Raw genomic sequence first — 18,884 nt, 5'->3', positions numbered from 1 at the left:
GTGAGTATCGATGTGCGTACGAAATCCTAAACCGAGGCTGTCGCAATGGCACTTTCAGACAAGACAATCCGGGCGCTTTGCCCGGCCGACAAAATCTACCGCAAGGCCGATACAGGGGGCCTTGAAATCGAAGTCAAACCGCAGGGTCGCAAGACTTGGCGCCTGCGTTATCGCGTCCGTGTGGGTGCCGCATGGGTGGCACGTATGGGCACGCTGGGCACCTATCCTGATGTAAGCCTTGCGGAAGCGCGAGACAGGGCCGCAGCGATGCGCGCGCTCATCAAACAGGGCTTTGACCCGGTTCATCATGCGCGCATGGAACGCGCGGGTCTCGCGACGGATCGCGCAAACAGCTTTGAGGCGGTCTGTCGTCGCGCACTTGCCGAGAAGTCGCGCACGTACAAGCCAGACACCCTGCAGCAAATGACGCGCGGCCTTGAAGCGCACTTCTTTCCCAAGCTGGGCACCTTGCCTGTCCGCGCCCTGAGTGCTGCCGAGCTTCGGGAAGTCACCGCCGCATGCAATGCGGCCGCACCCAGCCATTGCCGCAAGCTGCTGCGCTTCGTGGTGTCTGCGCTGCGCACCGCCAAGGTCGACGGGCTGGTCGACACGAATGTGGGAGAGGATTTGCGCGGCCTGTTTCCGCGTCCCGAGTCGACACCCCGGGCAGCGCATACGGGGCTTGAGGCGGTCTCCGGTTTGATGCGTGCGGTCTATAGCCTTGCAGACCCGCGCAAGCGTAATGGCCTGACCCTGTTGGCGATCTTGATGCCGCGCCCCTCTGAGCTGTGCGCTATGCGCTGGGACCAGATCGACTTTACGGGTGCGACGTGGACCGTAGATGCCATCGACATGAAGATGAAACGCCAGCACGTCCAGCCCTTGCCAACCCAAGCCCTTGCCATCCTGCGTGAATTGAAGATGCTTTCAGGCGGTTCCGATTGGGTATTTCCGCTGGGTAGCGATGGTGACAAACACATTGCAAGGCAAAACCTCAATTCATGGCTGCGTGAGCTGGGAGACGCGTCAAAGGGCCACACAGCGCACGGTTTCAGGAGCATGGGCAGCACGCTGTTGCACGAAGCCATGTTCAATTCAGACGCGGTGGAACTCTCGCTTGCGCATGCCTTGCCGGGGGCAGTGCGGCGCATTTATGCGCGAGGCGGGATGCTGGACTATCGGCGTGCCATGCTCGCGCGCTGGGCGGGCTTCCTTGATGCGGTCGGGCGTGGTGGCACGGTGGACGACGCGTTCGCGATGCTGGGCGAGGGGCAACGGCTGGCTGCTTGATGCACGCCCATTAAAAAATTTCATCATGAGTCACCAAAAGAACAGGGCGCTACGGCGCCTTTTTTTCTTGCGCACTTCATTGGCTTGATTAGTCAGGGGAAGGGCTCTTAAAAACATGCCTTATGCATAAGCCATCCGTGCGCAGAAACTGCAGGCAACCGTTAGGAAGTGGAATAAACTGCAAGTAAATGCTTATAAATCAATTACTTGCGTGTTGCAAAGGTGGTTTTCTTCGGTCTAGGATGCATCACGATTCATCGGGAGATAACACCATGCTTAGTGATGCACACAATCCCGCCAGCGATCCCGTTGGCGTTCCGACTTACGTGACCATGCAGCAACTGGCGGACGTGGTCCGTTGCAGCAAGCGCGCCGTCCAATACTGGGAGGAATCAGGCGTCATTCCGCCCGCCATGCGTATCGGTCGCTTCGTGCGCTTTGACCTGCATGCGTCATTGGCTGCACTGCGTGAAAGGGCAATCGCAACGCAGCGCGCGAAGGAAGAAGCAGCGCTGCGCGCAAGGGAGCCAGCATGAGCACGCCCACGTTCCCCGAGGTCATGGAAGCTTGCCGCGCAGCCGCCAAGAATGCCCGCCACGTCCGCACGGTGATGGCCGATAAAGAGTTGTGGATCACCGTCGATGGCGGGCGCTTTACGCCCTTCCTCGCTCGGTTCCACGCCACGCAGGAAGAGAAAGCGGAAGCCCTGCTAGACGCTTGCCTGCTGCGTGACCATGCCGTCATCATCGAGCAGATCAGCAATGACGTACTGTCCGAGCTGCTGAAAAAAGCAAGCGACAACGCCAAAAAATAACGCACTGCGCGGGAAGACCCGGACAGTGCGCAAGGCATAAAACGATCAATGCCAGTGTAGACGCCCGGGCTCTCCGCAACAAGGAGACCCCATGAGTTCAGATTCAGGAATTAGCCCGGGCTACTTCAGCCTGCGCTATCAAATCGACGACGTTTACTCGGTGCGCTTTGTGTGGAAACGCCCGCGCTACTTCATGCGCGTGTGGAAACCTGAGACGCCTCAGCCCGACGTGCTAGCCCGGTTGGTCATGGCACCGCCGTTTAAAGAGGCATGGCTTACTTTCGTGACAAACGTCGAATTGCTTGAAGTCTGGGAGACTGAAGCTGTCGCGGGGTATCAGCAATGAACAAACCCGAACGCGCCCCTGTCGCCGTCCCAATCACTGACGATGAACGCGTACGGCATATTTCATTTGTCGATGATGTGCACTCCCCTGTTGTTCGTACGCGAGTCATCGGCTTTGAAGGGCTGGCAGGGTTTTTAAGCGCCCCCACACTGGGGCCCAAAGACGGCCCTGCAATTATCCCCGGACACATTCCACCGGGTGCGCGCAAAGCAGAGCGGGTTATCAGCGTGGACTTTCTGATGCTGGACGTAGAAGGCTCGACGGAAAACGTCAAAGACGAACACGCCCAGCCATGCAGGGACGAGCACGGTGATATCAAGAAAAGGGTGATTGGCCCGCAGCCACCTGACCCGCAAACCATGCTTGACGAGCTGGAGAAAATGGCTTTTCGTGCCATGTTGCATACGTCATATTCACACGCGTCGCAGAGCCCGCGTTATCGGCTGGTGTTCGATCTGTCGCGCCCACTCAAGCGGGATGAAGTTCGCCCACTCATGCAGTACGTCGCGTGGGTGCTGGGGATTAATGGTTGCGTCGACACGTCCTGCATGGAACCGGCACGGCTGTTTTTTTTGCCCCGTTGCCCGAGCGAAGAACGCCGTGATCTTTTTCTCTTCGGGATGGTGGACGGCGATGCACTGGAGGTGGATGCCATGCTGGCACAAGCCAAAGGTATCGACGAAGCCGCGAAAACCGTCAGGAAACCTGCGCCCGATTCGGTGAATGTGATTGACGCTTACAACGCAAAAAACAGCGTAACGGCCGTTCTCGAGCGTTGTGGCTATATCCCGAAAGGTCCGGGGCGCTGGATGCATCCAGACTCTGGTACGGGAGTACCCGGCGTGCGCTTGCTGTCTGCGACTGGGGAGGTAGAGCGGGTATTTTCCAGCCACAGCAAGTGCAAGCTTGCTGATGAGCATTCGCATGATGCCTTTGATTGCTTCCGCATCCTTGAGCATGGTGGTGATAGGACTGCCGCGCTAAAAGCCGCTGCGCTGGCGTTGGGCATGCCTGCGCCTATCAAGAGGCCGGTTAAGTTCGGTTCGGTAGCGTTGGCAGGCAAAGCCGCGATTGACGACTTTGAATCTTATCTGCCTTCCGCGCAGTACCTGCACCGCCCCACGGGCGCGCTTTGGCCTGCAAAGTCGGTGAATGCTCGCGTGGCGTGGATGGAAGAGAAAAACAAACGCACAGCCCCCGCGAAATGGCTGGATATGTACCGTCCTATTGACCAGCTTGTGTGGGCGCCGGGACGTCCCGACATCATTGTGGACGAGGTGTTTCTAACGGCTGGATGGGTGAAGAAGCCCGGGGCGCGTGTGCTGAATCAATATCAGCCACCGCTTTGCATTCCGGGCGATGCGAAACAGGCCGGGCCGTGGCTGGAGCTAGTGAGGCGCACCTACCCGGACGACCATGCGCACATCATTCGATATCTTGCGCAGCGCATTCAATGCCCTGACGTGAAGATCAATCATGCCCTTGTGTTGGGTGGTGCGCAGGGCATCGGAAAAGACAGCATGCTTGAGCCCGTACGCGCCGGGGTTGGGCCGTGGAACTGGCACGATGTAAATCCCCAGCAAGTTATCGGACAGTTTAACGGGCACCTGCGGGGCACCATGCTGCTCATTAGCGAAACCCGCGATGTGGGGGAGTTTGACCGCTTCAAGCTGTATGACCATTGCAAGACAATCATTGCTTGTCCGCCCGACGTCATCCGGGTGAACGAAAAATTCCGGGCGGAACTATACGTCGCAAACGTCATGGGCGTGATCTTCACTACGAATGATGAAGTAGGCGGCCTGTATCTACCAGAGGACGATAGGCGTCATTACGTTGCATGGTCGCCGCTCACGCGTGATGTGTTTGAGGCTGACTACTGGGCAACCCTGCATGCATGGTATGCCGGTGGCGGTATTGGGCACGTCGTGGACTACTTGAAGTGTCTGGACTTGTCGGGGTTCAACCCGAAGGCGCCGCCTGTAAAAACGGCTGCATTCTGGAAGATGGTCGTCGCTGGCGTCGCTCCTGAGGAGTCCGAACTGTGCGACGTGTTTGATGCATTGAGCAAACCCCGTGCACTGACCCTGAAAATGGTGATCGACGCGGCAAAGACAAAGGGCATGAACGAGTTTGCTTACGAGCTTGCAGACCGCAAAGGGCGCCGGACGATTCCGCGCAAGATGGGAAATGCTGGGTACGTGACCGTCCGCAACCCGAAAACACAAGACGGGCTGTACGTCATCAACAAGGATCGACAGGTCGTCTATGCAAGGCGTGAGCTGACGCTGGCCGAACAATACGCGGCAGCGGATGCGCTGACCAAATCGGTGAATCGGTGAAATCGGTGATCCTCTATCCCCCGGTTTACATTTTTCTCACGCGTACGGGGTTGTGCACTTTGTGTGGGGGGGTCAAGAGGGGTCATGGAAGGACCAAAAAGGAGGGAAAAAAGAGAAGTAGATATAGGGGGATAGAGGATCACCGATTTCACCGATTCACCGACTGGCCGCGCGCCGTGATCGCAACCGGCAACAGTGGCGGTGCCTGGCACCAACTGGCACACAGTGACAATGAGTCATGCGTGAGCCCATGACCCTATCCGGCTTTGATCTGGCTGCGCTTGATACCGCGCTTGACATGCTCGGCGGCGCCGATGTCGACCTGATTGCTCAAGCGCTGCAACTGGCACGCGAAGCCCGGGAGCGTCTGGATGCTCTTGAAGGCGGGCAGGTGCACACGCGTGAAGAGGCGGCCCGGGCGTTGGGGCTGACCGTCGGCCAAGTCGACCACACCGAGCGCCGCTTGTTTGCCAAGGTGCGGCGCATCCTCAAGCGCAATGGATTCGATGGTGACGAACCACTACTTGGCAGTTTCTTGCACTTGCTGCTATCCGAACATTCGGATCAACAGGACATCGATCACCTGTTGCGGCAAGCATCGTCAATTCAGAAAAAATAGTCCGCGAGTCTTTCAGAACCGGGCTTATGGTCGTCCATGTCATCGACATTGGAGCGCCAACCATGCCACCTGAAGCCGTCGCAACCGATAGCCCCGAACTGGCCGCCGCAAGGCATGCCCTTGCCAGTCGGACTGCGCACCTGAAAGCCGCAGTGGACGAGCTGGACGCCACTCCCGATGACGCAACATTGCAAGAGCTTGTGCAGGCGCTGACCGAACAGGTCATGGCCTTGACCGAACGCGTGGCGGCACTGGAAGACGCCGCCGATCCCGCACCGACTGACACACCCCCGAACAAAGGAAAAACCGCCATGACTGGTCCCGCCATCATCACGCGCCAGCAAGGCGCATTTTCCGTTTCCAAGCTGCTGCTTGGTCTGGTCGACCCGACCTTCAGCGATTGGGGCTATGAGCGCGAAATCTCGCAGGAGACCGCGCGCAAGTCTGGCCGTGATACTTCAAAGCCGCATGTCCCATGGGGCGCACTGGCGCCGATCCGCAAAGCACAGGATTCCATCACGCCACCATCGGGCACGCCGCCTGTGGACGTCGGCCAGTCATTGGCTCGCCCTGCCAACGATGAAAGCCTGTTTTCCTTCACGGCCGCTGCAAGCTGGCTTCCGGCTATCGCTCCCTTGCTGGGTATCAATGTCCACCAAGCCGCTGCGGGTGCCTTCTTCGCGCCGCGCATGGTGGGCAATGTGCAATTGGGCTGGGTGCCCCGTGACACGGCAGTGAACAACACGACGGCCACGTTTGACAGCCTGCCTGCCGATCCGCACACCACGGGGGCCGTGGCCGAAATCCGCCGCTCTGCGTTGATCGATTGCCGCCCGTTGATGGACGCGCTGATTACCGGGCAATTGCGCTTTGCAGCCGCTGCGGCAATGGACGATGCGGTCATCGGTCATCTGGTGGCGCTGGCAAATGCCCCTGAAGGCCTGCTGACCGTCGCCACCAATGGCGGCGCCTTCACCACCTTTGCCGAACTGCAAGCAGCATTGCGTGTGGTTGAGATTGCCAACGGCGCTACGCCCAAGGTTGCCATCGGCCCGGCTGTGCGCGATTGGCTCGGCGTTACGAGTGCGGGGGACGCGTTGCTGGGTGTGAATGCCATGTCGGCCATGGCGTCGTCGCCTGCTGTCTCTGTGAAGCTGGATAAGGCCGAGCCGAATAAATCTTTCGTGCTGGCTGGCGACTTCGCGTCATGCCATCAAGTTGTCTTTGGCGCGGGCATCGAGGTTGCCGCGAATCCGTACGCGTCGGGTATGTACGAAAAGGGCTCCGTCCTGCTTCGCGTGATGCTCGACTGCGAATTCCTGGCAACCGACCCGGCGCGCGTGACGTTCGCCTATCTGGACACCACGCCCGTAGTCCCTTGAGCCATGCTGCTTGTTAGCTCCCTGTCTCGCTGGCTGGGTTGGCCCCGGCGTGAGCTGCCCGCCCGTTATTCGGACGGTTGGCAGGCGGGTACGTCGCTGGACGATGCCAAAGGCCCCGGCCCGGTGGAAGGTTTCGCAGCGCTGCGCCGTGGCGTCGAGATTCTGACCGGGCAGCTTACAAGCACACCCTTGCTGGTCTATGGCCCTGATGGCACGGAAGCCCCCACCAGTGGCGCAGCACGTTGCCTGCGTGCCACAGACCCGGCCCACCTTGAAGCAGGCATCAGCGATTGCTTGTGGACCGGCAATGGATGGCTGCACATCGTCCGCAATGCCGCAGGGGTGGCGTCAGCGCTGGAACATGTGCAGGCCTTCCGCATGTCCGCTGCTATCGAACAGGAGGGCGTGGTCTATCGCTGCGATGGTCAGCCCATCAACCCGCAAGACTATCTGCACCTGATGTGCCGTAACGCATATAGCGCCTATGTCGGTGACGGCCTGACGGAGAGCTACGGCACATCCATCGGCGCACTGATGGCGACAGTGTCGATCTACCGGCAACTGCAAACGAACGGCAGTCACGCGGAAGCCTTCCTGTCGACCGATGAAAAACTCACGGTCGACCAGATGAAGCAATTGCGCGCGGCGTACATGGAACAGACCAGCAATCGCGGCGCTGCCGGTGGCGCGGTGATTCTCTCGTATGGTCTGAAGCCGGAAACGCTACGCCGTCTGCCGTCCGCGCTGGATGCCGACATCGTCAAGACTCTGGACTTCAGCGTGGCAGAGGCAAGCCGCATGACGGGCGTTCCCTTGATGCTGTTGAGCGTCAAAGATGCAAGCGCTTATGCCAGTGCGACGGAATCGCACCGCGCGTTTTACAGGACAACGATTCGCCCGCTGATGCATCGCGTCGAGCAGGAGCTATCCCGCAAGCTTGGACAGACGATCAAGTATGACGTGGGTGAAGTGGCGTTAGGCTCAGGCGTTGAGCGTGCCGACGTTCTGTCAAAGCTTCTATATGCAGGCATCATCAATACAGACGAGGCACGCGCGGCCGTGGGCTATGGCCCGGTCGATGGTGGCGCCGTTATCGGCAAGCCTGCCAACAGCCTGCCGCTGCCCGCGTGGCTCGCCACACAGGCCAAGGCACAGCAACCCGCACCGCAGGAGCCACAGCCATGAGCAAGGTGCACGAATACTTCGCAGGCTTACGCAAACAGATAGAGGCTGTCCCGGAGCTGGCGCCGTACGCCGTGGACATCATGGCCTTTCAGGCTATTTCCTTACTGGAAACCATTGCAAGTGAGACAGGGGGCACATTGCAGAGCGGGGAGACGGAGCGCCTTTACTGGTTCGCCTTGCGCGACAAGGATGCATACGCCTTTGCGTTCAAGCACCCGCTGTCACAAGATGAAGCCCTGCAAGCCATTCAAGCTGTCGTGCCCGTGTCAGGGCAAGCCGTGGGGGAAGTCAGTCCCCCTGATGATTCACCTGTCTGAGCGTGTCAGCTCTCTGGACCGCTGGCCGTGAGGCTGGCGGCCCAACCCCATAGGGGTCGAAATGTTTTTCCAAATTGCCAAACACCGGCCGCCTACCTTTTTCTTTAGCGCGGGCCTGCTTTAAATCCACCCTTTGGGTATCTGTCAGTAGGAAATTCCGGACATGCATCTTGTATGCTATTGGAAAACTACGGGCTTGCGGTTGAGTCAGCCAGTCCGCACTATTGACCTTGGACGGATTGGTGCATCCGTCTACTACAAGTTAGATTTCTCATATCCGAGGTTGCGATGGACTTACGGCAATTCGTTTCAACGACGTTAACTCAAATCGTCGAAGGCATCGTCGATGCCCAAAAGGCTGTTGCGCAGCACGAGGCCTACATCAATCCCGGGAATCTGATGCGGAACGGAACGAATACGAGCGAATCCGCGATATGGGATAACCGCACCAACAATTACGCTAGATCGGTTGTTTTCGATGTCGCCCTGACGGTAGAGGAAGGAACAAATACAGGGGCAAAAATTGGGGTCGTGGCCGGAGTGTTCAACTTAGGTGCGAATGGTGCAAGTGAAAACAAACAGGCGTCCGTTAGCCGTGTTCAGTTCACGATACCAGTGCTATTTCCGGCTACGGCACTTCCTGTAGAGGCAAGGCAAGCAAAGCCGTGATGGATCACCAATCTAACCTGTCAATCGATTGGAACGTCCACAAGCTGCGCTTGAGGTTCCCATCGGCTCCACGTTAGGCCACAACCATGTTTCCACAATATGTCGTGACCCTTAAACGTCCTTGCGGTGGCACGATGCGAGTCGTGACGGTTCGCTTGGGTCGCTTTGGTGATAGCGAATCTGCGGAACGGAGCGCGCGTAAAAAATGCGATGGTATAAATGGAGATGAGTTAGTGGGGGTACGTCTAGAGACTCGTCTGGAGGCCTTCATGTATGTAGCCCCGAGAGTCATCATCCGTACGATTCGCATCGTCTGCGGAGTGACTCTTGGTCTAGTTGTCTATGGATGGTTTAGCGGTGCACCCGAGATTGGAAATGTTCCATTCGCCAGCCTGACGCTAGAGATGCTGGGCTCCGCAATTGGCCGTATTGTTATCCTTCTTGGAGCAATTTACCTCTCATGGCACATTGCATTCGGCAAAGGGCCACAGGAGTGAAACCGCCTAACCCGCAATCGATAGGCGCGTCCAGACGTTAGCGCTTGCGGCCTCTTCGCCTTCGGCTCTGCGTCAAACATTCTTGACCCGTCGCTTCTGCAAGCCAACCAGCACCTCACGACTGACTGCCGCTGTCATACGTTGCCCGCTGATAGGATGCACCTAGCGATACCGTGATGCACCAAGCGGCACTCCACAGCAAACGCCCATTGTGAGTACCCGTGTGCGTATGAAAATGACTCGTTTTCACGAAACCCAACAGCCACGCGGGTTAGCGTCCGCTATTGACATTCCGGCGAAGGCCGGGATCCAGTACCCAACGCACGATCTGGATCCCGGCCTTCGCCGGGATGACGAGCTTATGTTGCGGTCTGGGCCGTCTCTAGCGCACGGCGGTCAAGCCATCAAACAAACGGCTCAGATCTTTCACCTGCTCCAGATTGTCGATGCGCTCGATCAGGCTGTCGGCAGCATGTGTGCTCAAACCAGCTTCGCCATGCTGCAGCGAAGCGCGCGCCTTGGCTCGCACCTCCTCACGCGACAGAGGCAAGGCCAGACTTCCCGGCAGTGCCTCGACGCGATTAAGGAAACGACGATCGTCCTTGAGTTGCACCGTGACTGTCGACGGCGTCATGCGACCCGGCGAATCTTCGTCGATGCGCACGCGCACCTTGTCCAGCAAGGGGCGCAATGCGGGGTCGAGCACGGCGGCTGGCTCGATCTCGGCCGGCGTGAAGCGCCGCTTCGCCAGCGTCGCTGCCACCGTGTATTGCACGCAGAACTGCCCCGTCACCTCGGCATCGCCTTCGGTGGTGAACGCGCCACCGACCAGACGGTTCTGATAAGGCGTGATCAGCACCTCCACGGCTTCGATCGCTTCGGGCGTGATCTCTTCATGCTGCTGAACGAGATGCAGCGCAGCTTCGATGGAAGCGTGCGTACAGCCACAGGACGGGAACTTCTTCAGCACCGTCAGCGGCAACAGGAAGTTCGTGCCGAGATCGGCGAAAGCCTCCGATGGATTGCCGGCGTCATACAGCGCGAACAACCCGAACTGGCCGTCGAAAGGATGCTCGGGACCACTGATGCCCTGCTCTGCCAGTTGCGCAGAGAAGACGCCTGCACGCGCCGACAGCGCGGATTGCACACGCTTGCTGAGCTTGCGTTCGATATGCCCCTGCTGCGTACCGGCCGCCTGCCCCAGTGCGAGGCCGAGCGCGGACTGCAGCTTGTCAGCGTCGAGCCCGAACAGCTTTCCGGCCGCAGCAGCCGCACCGAACACACCATAAGTCGCGGTACGAAACCAGCCCGTCGTCGACTCGGTCGCCCTGCCGATGCGGAACATCAGCTCGGCGCCTGCTACATACGCAGCGAGGAAACTGCGTCCGTCGGCATGCACGGCTTCAGCCGCCGCCAGCGCAGCCGGAATCACTACCGCGTCGGCATGCACGCCGCTGTTCTCGTGCAGCGAATCGAAGTCCAGCGCCGCAGCGAGGCTGCCGTTGTAGAACGCCGCAGCCGCAGGCGGCACACGATGATCGCCACCCCACAGATGGCTACGCTCGGCACCGCCATCAGCCAGCGCCACGCGCAATGCTGCCTGCATGCCGGAAGCATTCTGCGCGGCCCATGCCACCGCCAGCGTATCGAGCAGCAAGGTCTTGGCGTTCGCCACGACTTCGGCAGGCAAAGCCGCATAGTCGAGTGCGACCAGGCGTTCGGCGATGTGGATGGACTGAGGAATTTTCGCGACGCTGCGCGGGGCAATGACTTGCATGAGGGACTCGGCGGAAGAGTTGGATGGCGCGAGCGGCCGCGCGATCAGATAGCCCGCAATTATAAAAACGCGGCCCTCACGGCTTCAGATCATTTCCGGGATAGCAAAGCTGCGGGTGTGCTTAGAAGCCGGGGCCCCACACCCGTCATTCCCGCGAAAGCGGGAATCCACGTCACCCAATAGCAAGTTCATCGCGCAAAAGTGGATTCCCGCTTTCGCGGGAATGACGAGCAAACTATTCGTCCCAGACTTACAGACATTCCGAACCTCACATCAACAAACCCAATGCACGCTCTTCGCTTCCGTAATTACCGCCTCTACTTCGTCGGCCAGGCCATCTCGATGATCGGCACGTCCGCCCAACAGGTCGCCCTCGCCTGGCTGGTCTACCGCCTCACGGGCTCGGCCGTCCTGCTCGGCGTCACGGCGTTCGTGTCGCAAGCACCGCAACTGCTCATCGCACCGCTCGCCGGCGTGATCGTCGACCGCCACGACCGGCGACGCGTCTTGCTCCTCGTGCAATGGCTGCTGCTCACGCAGGCGCTGATCCTCGCTGCGCTGACCTACACGAACCTCATCGCGCCGTGGAGCATCATCGTCATGTCGCTCATCCTCGGTCTGCTCAACAGCTTCGACGCGCCAGCGCGGCAATCGCTTGCTACGCGCCTCGTCGATCACCAGAGCGCACTGCCAAGCGCCATCGCACTGAACTCCGTGGTGTTCAATATCGGCCGCTTCGTCGGCCCGCCCGCTGCGGGCATATTGTTGAGCGCGACTTCGGAAGCCACCTGCTTCCTCGTCAATGCGCTGTCCTTCCTCGGTCTGATCCAGGCACTGCTGCGTATCCGCGTCGCCCCGCATGTCGCGCCATCCAGAGCACAGCGTGGCACCTTCAGCGAAGGGCTGCGCTACGCAGCTTCGTCTCACCCGGTACGTACGCTGCTCTCGGTCGTTGGCCTACATAACCTGACGGTCGCCAGCTACATCGTGGTGATGCCTGCCATCACCGCACAGGTGTTCCGCGGCAACCCACAGATTCTGGGCATGCTGCTCGGCGCGGCAGGTCTGGGTTCGCTGGCGGCGGCAGCGTTCCTTTCGACGCGGCGTTCGGTGCTGGGCATGCCACGCATCGGCATCATCGGCAGCGTGGGCTGCGCCGTCGCGTTGATCGCTTTCAGTTTTGTCGAGCAACAGACTCCCGCGCTCATCCTGTTGTTCATCGTCGGCTTCGGCATGACCACAACGAACATCTCGTCGAACACCCTGCTGCAGACGCTGATTTCGGATCAGTACCGCGGCCGCGTGATGTCGCTCTACACCGCCAGCGTCTTCGGCATGGCGGCAGTCGGCGGCCTGATCATCGGCTTGCTGGCTGACTGGCTGGATGCATCGTGCGCACTGACGGTCGAAGGGGCGGCATTCCTCGTGGCAGCACTCGTCCTCGTGCCGCAGCTGAATCGTGTGGGAAGGCAGATCGGCGCAGCAAGTGAGGGTATCGGGAGTGCGATCGCCCGATAAGCCTGCGGCTGCCGAAGGCGGGCGCCAACGGTCTGTTTGCTGGTAGCCCCCAAGCAGAACGCAAAAGCGCCCGGCATCAGTGGCTTATCGTTTGCGCTGGCGGCGTCCGGGGCACGCACTCTGATCACCCCGGGGATTCTCAAAGCGGCATCTTCGCGCTACGACACCCAGAAAAGCAAAAAGCCCCTTGCGGGGCTCATTTTGCTTTGGCGGAGAGGGCGGGATTCGAACCCGCGTCAGGATATTATCCTGAACACGCTTTCCAGGCGTGCGACTTAAACCGCTCATCCACCTCTCCGGAAAGAGGCGGGAGTATAGCAGCGTCAGGGCGTTTCGGGAATCTTCGATAGCGTCTTCGTGCGGAATGCCCTGCCCGCGTACTTACGCGCCTTCCGGTTTGCGCAAATCTTCGACCAGACCCCTTGCGATTTGCCCCGGCGGCGCGGTCACCAGGCTTGTCAGCACCAGCGCTGCAAAGCCTGCCACGACGCCAAATACCCCGCAGGACACCGGCTGGATGCCGAACCAGGCATTGCGCATCGAGCCGCCGAACGCGGGATGGGTAGCAAGCGCATACGCGGCAGCGACGCCCGGGCCGACCAGCATGGCAGCGACCGCGCCCCACTTGTTGGCACGACGCCAGAAAACGCCAGCAACCATTGCCGGAAAGATGGCCGATGCGGCGATCGAGAAAGCGAATCCCACGGTAAACAGGATGCTGTCGGGCCGCAGCGAGGCCACCCACGCGGCAAGCGTCGCCACCACCATCAGCGTTGCTTTCGACACCAGCAGGCGACGCTGCGTCGCAGCGGCAGGGTTGATCACATGGAAATAGACATCGTGCGACAAGGCGCTGCACATGGTCAGCAGCAGGCCATCCGCCGTCGACAAGGCGGCTGCGAGGCCTCCCGCCGCGATAAGGCCCGAGACGAAATACGGCAGGCCGGCGATCTCCGGCGTGGCGAGCACGATGACGTCCGGGTTGATGCTTAGCTCGGCGAGTTGCAGGATGCCGTCGAGGTTCATGTCCTCCACCTTCACCATGCCGAGCTTGCCCCAGGAGGAGATCCACGATGGCAGGTCTGCGATGGGGGTGCCGACGACGTGGTGGTAGATCTCCCATTTCGCCAGCACGGCATAAGCCGGGGCGACCAGATACAGCAGCAGGATGAAAAGCAGGGACCAGAAAACGGAATTGCGCGCAGCCGCCACGCCCGTGACCGTGTAGTAGCGCGCCAGCACATGCGGCAAGCCGGCCGTACCTATCATGAGCACGAACACAAGCGCGATGAAGTTGTTGCGCGCCTCCTCGCTGCTCTGGCGGGCCGTCTCGGGGAAAGCCTGCGCGTGCGGCGTCGGTGGCTGAGAACGCGCCAAGGCGTCACGGGCGTCGCTCTCCCATTTCTCGCGCGCACTCGCTGCATCCGCGGGCAAGGCCCGTAGCTGACGCTGAACCTCCGCAATATCCCGCGCTGGCGCATTTGCGTCCTGCAAGGTTTCGAGACGCCCGATGAGCCCCACCCGCTCCTCCAGCAAGGAGACCGGCAGGGCCGCGACACGCTGCTCCAGACTCTCGGCACGCTTCACGAGCGCGGCGCGCGCCTGCTGTTCGGCTGGAGACGCGGCCAGGCGAGCCTCTTCGGCACCCAGTCGTTCCAGCACCTGCCCGTATGCGATCTGCGGCACCGGAATGCCCGTCGTTTGCCACGACATCATCACCACCGGCGTCAGGTAGGCCACGATGATCACGAGGTACTGCGCGACTTGCGTCCAGGTAATCGCACGCATGCCGCCAAGAAAGGAGCACACCAGCACGCCGGCCAGCCCTACAAACACGCCGATCGAAAAATCGATGCCGGCAAAGCGGCTGGTGATGAGGCCAACGCCATAGATCTGCGCCACCACGTAGACAAAGCTCGCCAGCATGACCGCAATGACGCCCAGCACCCGCGGCAGCCGGCCCTCGTAACGCGTGCCGAGAAAATCGGGAATGGTGTACTGGCCGAAGCGACGCAGATAAGGCGCCAGCAGCAGGCTCACCAGCACGTAGCCGCCCGTCCAGCCCATGACAAAGGCAAGGCCGCCAAAACCCGTAACGTAGAGCGTACCGGCCATGCCGAGAAAGGAGGCGGCGCTCATCCAGTCCGCCGCCGTCGCCATGCCGTTGTAGACCGCCGGCACGCGACGCCCCGCTACGTAGTACTCGGTGACGTCTGCGGTGCGGCAGAACACACCGATGATGGCGTACATGAAGATGGTGGCCAGCAGGAAGCCATAGCCCAGCCATTGCAGCGAAGCGCCGAGCCATTCGCCTAGCGCCATGCAGGCAACGAACAGGAAAAACCCCGTCGCGAAAAGCAGGTAGTTGCGCGAGATGACGCTCATGGAGCAAGCGCCGACCAGGCAAGGCCGCAGCAAGCATGGCGCATCACCGCCTGCCGGCTGCGTTTTCTCACAGTTTGTATTCCGCTTTGAGGCGTTGCTGCAGGCCACGCGACTGCATGAAGGCATGACGCAATATCTGCCGCTCAAGCCGGTTCAGCTTGTACGGGTTGAGCCGGTCCGCGCTGGCGTCGCCGTTGCCGTGCTGTTGCTGGTTGCGCAAGCGCAGCATCTGCAGGAACTGGAAGCCGTCGATGGCGGCCTGCGCGTCCTCCTCCGAGATCAGCTGTGCTGCAACCAGCGCGCGCAGGCGCTCCACGGTGCCGGTCGCGCTGATACCGTGCGTCAGTGCCAGAACGCGCACCGCATCCACATAGGGCCGCACGCCTGTCGCCTTGAGGTCGATGGTGTTCGGTGCGGCATTCTTCTTGTCGACAATGAACGTACGCACCATGCCCAGCGGCGGCACGGCCAGCAAGGCATTGCTGGCCATCGCCTTGAGAAACGCGGGCTGCGACCTGGCCAGAGCGAGTACGGCACTACGCAGCGTCTCGACGAGTTCGCCACATCCGTACAGTGAGCGGAAATCAAAGAAAAGGCCGCTTGAAGCGAGACCCTTGCTATCTGCGCTACTCGTCCAGCTGCGGAAACGATCCTGCCATTCGGTCAGCGCAAGACAGTACTCCGCGTTGCCCGCCATGCCCTGACCTCGACCCAATGGAAAACCGCATTCATCGAGCAACTGGTTGACGGCCTGCGCGAAAGGCAGGAACTGCGCACGCACTTCCGTCGCCGTCAGTGCAGCACCCGGCGCCTCCGGCAACGCGAAGACAATCCCGTTGTTCTGTTCGGTCGACAGGGTCTGCTCCAGCCGCCCCTTCGAACCGAAGGAGACCCAGCTCCATGCAAGATCCGGCAGCGGGAAGCGCACCTTCATCAGTTCGATGGCGCGCGCCGTCACCAGATCATTCAAGGAAGAGGTCCACTGGATGACTTTCTCGGCGGCCAAGCCTTGTGTCACCAAGCGTCGCGCAAGACGGCGCGCCGTCGCTGCCGCATCGGCCAGCTCATTGGGCGAGCGCGCCGAAGCCAGCGGGCCGAGGATCTCTTCGGGCACGATCTGCTGCGTGCCATACACGTCGGTGCGCGACACCACCCCTACCAGACGTTCCCCGCGCCCTACGACGAGCACATAACGCACCGCGTGGCGCGCCATCACCCGCAGGGCATCCTGGGTCGTCGCTTCGGGCGGCAGCGTGACCAGCTGCGTACTCATGACGCCGTCGATGGACGCATCCAGGTCGCCACCGGCCAGCAGCACACGCGCCAGCAGATCGTGAGCCGTCACGATGCCCAGCGGCGACATGTCGCCATTGACCACGACGATCGCGCCGAGATGCTCGGCAACCATGCGCGCCACGGCCTCGCGCAAGACAGTGCCTGTCGGACAGGTCACCGGTGCGCGCCGGATCAGCACGCTCAGGGGTTGATACAGTGAAAACGCGGCGGGCTCCGCCGCATGCCTTGCATGTGCAACGACTGTTGCTGGTACGGCCATACCTTCCCTCTCCAGAAACGGCTTCCGGCACAGCGCCGGGAGCCTTTCCGTTCAGACTCAAACAGACTGTTTGAGTTGCTCCAGGATTGCAGGGTTTTCCAGCGTCGATACGTCTTGCGTGATCTCTTCACCCTTGGCGAGCGAACGCAGCAGGCGACGCATGATCTTGCCCGAGCGCGTCTTCGGCAGGTTGTCGCCGAAGCGGATGTCTTTCGGCTTGGCGATCGGGCCGATTTCCTTCGCCACCCAGTCCTGCAGTTTCTTGACGATCGCCTTGGCGGCATCGCCAGTCGGGCGCGGCCCCTTGAGCACGACGAACGCGCAGATCGCTTCACCGGTCAGGTCATCGGGGCGTCCCACCACGGCGGCCTCGGCGACCAGTTCGGTACACGACACCAGGGCAGATTCGATTTCCATCGTGCCCATGCGGTGCCCGGACACATTCAGCACGTCATCGATGCGGCCCATGATGGTGAAGTAACCGGTCTTGGCATCTCGCACCGCGCCGTCACCCGCGAGGTAAAGCTTGCCGCCGAGATCCCCCGGAAAGTAGCTGTTCCTGTAGCGCTCAGGGTCGCCCCAGATCGTGCGGATCATGGATGGCCACGGGCGCTTGATGACAAGGAAACCGCCCTTGCCCCACTCCACGTCGTGGCCGGACTCATCCACCACAGCCGCGGCAATACCGGGGAACGGCAGCGTGCACGAACCGGGCACGAGTGGCGTAACGCCGGGCAATGGCGTGATGACATGGCCACCCGTCTCGGTTTGCCAGAAGGTATCCATCACCGGGCAACGCGAACCACCGATCTGCTCGTAGTACCACATCCATGCTTCTGGATTGATCGGCTCTCCGACGGTGCCGAGCAGACGCAAGCTCGTCAGGTCATAGTTACGCGGGTGGGCGGTCGCGGTCGTCTCCGCAGCCTTGATGAGCGAACGGATCGCCGTTGGCGCCGTGTAGAAAACACTCACCTTCTGGTCCTGAATGACGCGCCAGAAACGACCGGCGTCCGGATACGTCGGCACACCTTCGAAGACGATCTGTGTCGCACCACAGGCCAGCGGCCCGTATGCGATGTAGGTATGGCCTGTCACCCAGCCGATGTCGGCGGTGCACCAGTAAACGTCTTCCGGCTTGAGGTCGAAGGTCCACTTGTTGGTCAGGATGGCGTGCAGCAGATAGCCCGCGGACGAGTGCTGGACGCCCTTGGGCTTGCCGGTCGAGCCCGAGGTGTAAAGCAGGAACAGCGGGTGCTCGGCACCGACCCATTCCGGCTCGCAGGTGGCGCTTTGCCCTTCGAGCAGATCGTGCAACCACACATCGCGTCCCGCCGACATGCCGATGGCATTGCCCGTGCGTTTGTAGACGACGACGCTGTGGATCGCTTCGCAGCCGCCCATCGCAATCGCCTCATCAACCACTGCCTTCAGCGCAATGTTCTTGCCGCCGCGGCATTGCTCGTCGGCAGTAATGACAGCCGTTGCCCCCGCGTCGACCACGCGCTCCTGCACGCTCTTGGCCGAAAAGCCGCCGAATACCACCGAATGCGTCGCGCCAATCCGTGCACAGGCCTGCATCGCAGCCACGCCCTCGACCGACATCGGCATGTAGATGATGACCCGATCGCCCTTCTTGATTCCGCGCGATTTCAGGCCATTGGCAAACTTGCAGACCAGTGAATGCAGCTCGCGATATGTCGTGCGCGTGACCTTCCCATCATCTGCCTCGAAGATCAGCGCCACCTTGTCGGCATTGCCGTTCTCCAGATTGCGGTCGAGGCAGTTGAAGGAAACATTCAGCGTGCCATCTTCAAACCATTTGTAGAACGGCGCGTTGCTCTCGTCGAGCGACTGGGTGAAGGGTTTCTTCCACAGCAGGTGCTCGCGCGCCAGGCGCGCCCAGTAACCGGCGTAGTCGGTCTCCGCTTCCTTGCACAGGGCCTCGTAGGCCGCCATGCCGCTGATTGCGGCGCGGGCGATGGTTTCAGCGGAAGGTGGAAAAACACGGTGCTCTTGCAGGACGGAATCGATGGAAGCCATCTGGCACATCTCCTTTGGGCTGAACGCCTTGTTCTGATTCGTCACCACGGCATCGGGAATACCGGGGACCTGTCTCGTGTTTAACAGCAGTACGGGAAGCAACGAGGCCTTGTCGCGGGACAAGAACGATCGCCTGGCAGTTGCC

At 60.7% G+C, this 18,884-nt stretch carries 15 protein-coding genes and 1 tRNA gene; 11 read left to right on the top strand and 5 right to left on the bottom strand.

From position 1 onward, the window contains the following. Positions 1-45: 45 nt before the first annotated feature. The 10 genes from VVD49_RS11850 to VVD49_RS11805 all read left to right on the top strand — a co-directional run bounded on the left by VVD49_RS11850 (position 46) and on the right by VVD49_RS11805 (position 8,964). A complete protein-coding gene (locus VVD49_RS11850) occupies positions 46-1,290 on the top strand; it encodes a tyrosine-type recombinase/integrase (protein ID WP_327599386.1) in 1,245 nt (414 codons plus the stop codon). A 272-nt stretch (positions 1,291-1,562) separates the two neighbouring features. Further along, positions 1,563-1,826: a helix-turn-helix transcriptional regulator gene (locus VVD49_RS11845; protein WP_327599385.1), complete on the top strand. Its 264-nt coding sequence runs from the start codon at positions 1,563-1,565 to the stop codon at positions 1,824-1,826. Then, complete coding sequence (locus VVD49_RS11840; RefSeq protein ID WP_327599384.1) at positions 1,823-2,104, top strand: hypothetical protein; 282 nt, start codon at positions 1,823-1,825, stop codon at positions 2,102-2,104. Before VVD49_RS11845 ends, VVD49_RS11840 begins: the two co-directional genes overlap by 4 nt. Before the next feature lie 91 nt (positions 2,105-2,195). Then, positions 2,196-2,450, top strand: a complete 255-nt coding sequence (locus VVD49_RS11835) for a hypothetical protein (RefSeq protein ID WP_327599383.1) — start codon at positions 2,196-2,198, stop codon at positions 2,448-2,450. Continuing rightward, entirely contained in the window at positions 2,447-4,792 is a 2,346-nt protein-coding gene (locus tag VVD49_RS11830) for a primase-helicase family protein (RefSeq protein ID WP_327599382.1), read from the top strand. The genes VVD49_RS11835 and VVD49_RS11830 overlap by 4 nt, the downstream gene beginning before the upstream one ends. Before the next feature lie 250 nt (positions 4,793-5,042). Then, positions 5,043-5,411 (top strand): hypothetical protein, encoded by a 369-nt coding sequence (locus tag VVD49_RS11825; protein ID WP_327599381.1) that lies wholly within the window; start codon positions 5,043-5,045, stop codon positions 5,409-5,411. Positions 5,412-5,473: 62 nt separating this feature from the next. After that, the gene (locus tag VVD49_RS11820; protein WP_327599380.1) at positions 5,474-6,793 is read left to right on the top strand and encodes a phage major capsid protein; all 1,320 of its coding nucleotides are present in this window, start codon (positions 5,474-5,476) and stop codon (positions 6,791-6,793) included. A 3-nt stretch (positions 6,794-6,796) separates the two neighbouring features. Beyond that, positions 6,797-7,978, top strand: a complete 1,182-nt coding sequence (locus VVD49_RS11815) for a phage portal protein (protein ID WP_327599379.1) — start codon at positions 6,797-6,799, stop codon at positions 7,976-7,978. After that, the gene (locus VVD49_RS11810; RefSeq protein WP_327599378.1) at positions 7,975-8,295 is read left to right on the top strand and encodes a hypothetical protein; all 321 of its coding nucleotides are present in this window, start codon (positions 7,975-7,977) and stop codon (positions 8,293-8,295) included. The genes VVD49_RS11815 and VVD49_RS11810 overlap by 4 nt, the downstream gene beginning before the upstream one ends. Positions 8,296-8,583: 288 nt before the next feature. Then, on the top strand, positions 8,584-8,964 hold the full coding sequence (locus VVD49_RS11805; protein WP_327599377.1) for a hypothetical protein: 381 nt from the start codon (positions 8,584-8,586) through the stop codon (positions 8,962-8,964). Between the two features lie 879 nt (positions 8,965-9,843). Here the strand turns inward: VVD49_RS11805 and VVD49_RS11800 are convergent. Continuing rightward, positions 9,844-11,238, bottom strand: coding sequence for an MmgE/PrpD family protein (locus VVD49_RS11800; RefSeq protein WP_327599376.1), 1,395 nt, complete (start codon positions 11,236-11,238; stop codon positions 9,844-9,846). A 285-nt stretch (positions 11,239-11,523) separates the two neighbouring features. On the opposite strand from VVD49_RS11800, the gene VVD49_RS11795 reads away from it, so the two are divergent. Next, the gene (locus tag VVD49_RS11795) at positions 11,524-12,756 is read left to right on the top strand and encodes an MFS transporter (protein WP_327599375.1); all 1,233 of its coding nucleotides are present in this window, start codon (positions 11,524-11,526) and stop codon (positions 12,754-12,756) included. A 207-nt stretch (positions 12,757-12,963) separates the two neighbouring features. On the opposite strand, the gene VVD49_RS11790 is transcribed toward VVD49_RS11795, so the two are convergent. The 4 genes from VVD49_RS11790 to acs form a co-directional block, all read right to left on the bottom strand. Next, a tRNA-Ser gene (locus tag VVD49_RS11790) sits at positions 12,964-13,054 on the bottom strand. A gap of 83 nt (positions 13,055-13,137) precedes the next feature. After that, positions 13,138-15,141 carry a VC_2705 family sodium/solute symporter gene (locus VVD49_RS11785; protein ID WP_327599374.1) on the bottom strand — a complete coding sequence of 668 codons (2,004 nt, stop codon included), beginning with the start codon at positions 15,139-15,141 and terminating at the stop codon, positions 13,138-13,140. Positions 15,142-15,208: 67 nt separating this feature from the next. Continuing rightward, the gene (locus tag VVD49_RS11780; RefSeq protein WP_327599373.1) at positions 15,209-16,696 is read right to left on the bottom strand and encodes a putative nucleotidyltransferase substrate binding domain-containing protein; all 1,488 of its coding nucleotides are present in this window, start codon (positions 16,694-16,696) and stop codon (positions 15,209-15,211) included. Positions 16,697-16,753: 57 nt separating this feature from the next. Then, complete coding sequence (gene acs / locus VVD49_RS11775; RefSeq protein ID WP_327599372.1) at positions 16,754-18,739, bottom strand: acetate--CoA ligase; 1,986 nt, start codon at positions 18,737-18,739, stop codon at positions 16,754-16,756. Positions 18,740-18,884 lie beyond the last annotated feature (145 nt).

Source organism: Uliginosibacterium silvisoli (assembly GCF_036017035.1).
Lineage (GTDB): Bacteria > Pseudomonadota > Gammaproteobacteria > Burkholderiales > Rhodocyclaceae > Viridibacterium > Viridibacterium silvisoli.
Note: the sequence above shows the minus strand (reverse complement) of the source record. Positions and strands in the feature narration are given on the sequence as shown.